A 2,533-nucleotide genomic window follows, 5' to 3' on the forward strand; every position below is an offset into this window, starting at 1 on the left:
GATCTTGCTTGCGCCTGGGTGCTTCTTGATCCTGCCGATTGTCATCCATGTTGACGATCACGGTCCCTCGGCGACCTCTGCCCATCCAGAGGTTCCCTGAGGGGCCACGAAAGCCCGCATAACCGTTCGCGCAATATACGGTCCCTGCACGTTCGGTACACGGCGGGGCCAAGGGAGCTGGCTCCACTGGAAACAGGACAGAGGCTAGGGCTACGGCTGACCCAGCTGAGGCCATCACAGAGCCTAAGGCCACGGCGGATACAATGCGCATGTCCAGATGTTATGCATCCTGTGGTTGCATATCAACTCATCTACGCAACCCAAATCCGAGGCTGCACGGACATCGAACGGCTTGGTAAACATCAGGCAGGAGTTCAGCCAATCGACAGACGAACACCCGCAAGTCTTGATAACTCAACCGGTTCTGGTTTTCCGGAGCGCGGCTTGATTGCGTTGCGAGCTGCAGCACGGCTCGGTGCGGCTTGAACGTCGGCCCGACCAAGACAAGCAGATCTCGACGGCGTCCATCTCTGATGCCGCAGATGGGTGGAACGCGCGCAGGACGAGTACGTCCGTTCCAATGCCTCTGCTGCTCGGAAGCAGACCGGCAGAAATCCACCCATCTCAGACCTTCAGGCGAACGATTCGTGCCGGCAGACGCTGGCTAGAAGCTGCCGCCCCGTTTCGGAGCAGGCTCGCAACAGAGGCAGACGCGCTGCCTTCGACCAGGCTGGACATACAGCCTGGTGTGACACGCTCAGGCAGGAGCAGCAGCGGATACCTACGTCGCGACGCGGCCTTCCACTGACGAACGACAGCACGCGGCGGCGCCCCTCGGCCGACAACGCCATCATATGGCCCACCGTCGATCTCCGTGAGCGCTCGCTGAAGTAGCGTCAGAGCCGCGAATACAAGCCGATGCGATCTCAGTCCCGCACGCCGCGGGAGGAGCTCAGAACCAAAGTTGAACGCTCCTAACATGCATTAATTCGGGAGCGCGCGGAGCAAGCTAAGCAGCAACGCTCGGCGACCCGTCGCTCCATTTTCGGTCCAATTGCTGTCCATCAGGAATTGCAACGTGCTGGCCCGGTGCGCGGATCGAACGAAAGGGCAACCATCTACATTGAGCCCTATTGCTGTTCTTCGCCGTCGGTGCTTCTTCGCTGCGCCCGCGATCCGAACGGCGGCCTCATCGGGCCTGTGCATCTACCCTGAAGGTGTATCCGAATGACGCCGACCACGTCGCAGTTGGAGCCGAAGCTCCTCTTGAAGAGCCTCCGCGCGTTCCGGAAGGGCGATTTCTCGGCCCGCCTGCCGCTCGATCTGACGGGCATCGATGGCGAGATCGCGGAAGCGTTCAACGACATCGTCGAGCTGAACCAAGGACTCGCGCGGGAACTCGACAGGGTCGCGCGCGCGGTCGGCAAGGACGGGCGCATCAATGAGCGCGGCAAGCTGCCGGCGGCCACCGGCGGCTGGAACGACTGCGTGGACTCGGTCAACACGATGATCGGAGATCTCGTGCAACCGACCACCGAAGTCGCGCGGGTCATCGGGGCGGTAGCCAAGGGTGATCTCGGTCAGACCATGCAGCTCGAGATCGACGGCCGCCCGCTGAGGGGCGAGTTCCTGCGCATCGGCAAAGTGGTCAACACGATGGTCGACCAGCTGAATTCCTTCGCGTCCGAAGTGACACGCGTCGCGCGCGAGGTCGGCTCGGAAGGCAAGCTCGGCGGCCAGGCCCAGGTCAAGGGCGTCGGCGGCACCTGGAAGGATCTCACGGATAACGTGAACCTGATGGCGGCCAACCTCACCGGTCAGGTCCGCAACATCGCCGAGGTCACGACAGCCGTGGCCAACGGCGATCTGTCCAAGAAGATCACCGTCGACGTGAAGGGCGAGATCCTCGATCTGAAATCGACCATCAACACGATGGTGGATCAGCTCAACTCCTTCGCCTCCGAGGTGACCCGCGTCGCCAAGGAGGTGGGCTCCGAGGGCAAGCTCGGCGGGCAGGCGCAGGTCAAGGGCGTCGGCGGCGTCTGGAAGGACCTGACCGACAACGTCAACATGATGGCCGAGAACCTGACCGGGCAGGTCCGCAACATCGCGGAGGTCACCACCGCGGTGGCGCGGGGTGACCTGTCCAAGAAGATCACCGTCGACGTCAAAGGCGAGATCCTGGCTCTGAAGCTGACCATCAACACGATGGTGGACCAGCTGAACTCCTTCGCCTCCGAGGTGACGCGCGTCGCCCGCGAGGTCGGCACCGAGGGCAAGCTCGGCGGTCAGGCGCAGGTCGAAGGCGTCGGCGGGACGTGGAAGGACCTGACCGACAACGTGAACATGATGGCGGCCAACCTCACCGGGCAGGTCCGCAACATCGCCGACGTGACCACCGCGGTGGCCAACGGCGACCTGTCCAAGAAGATCACCGTCGACGTGCGCGGCGAGATCCTGGAGCTCAAGAACACCATCAACACGATGGTGGATCAGCTGAACTCCTTCGCCTCCGAGGTGACGCGCGTCGCCC

General features: G+C 62.8%; 1 protein-coding gene. It reads left to right on the top strand.

Features of this window, described 5'->3' with window-relative positions:
* Positions 1-1,227: 1,227 nt before the first annotated feature.
* A partial coding sequence (locus tag ACTJK8_RS32230) for a HAMP domain-containing protein (protein WP_440763200.1) occupies positions 1,228-2,533 on the top strand: 1,306 nt, incomplete at its 3' end.

Source organism: Methylobacterium sp. 22177, from assembly GCF_052045615.1.
Taxonomy (GTDB): domain Bacteria; phylum Pseudomonadota; class Alphaproteobacteria; order Rhizobiales; family Beijerinckiaceae; genus Methylobacterium; species Methylobacterium radiotolerans.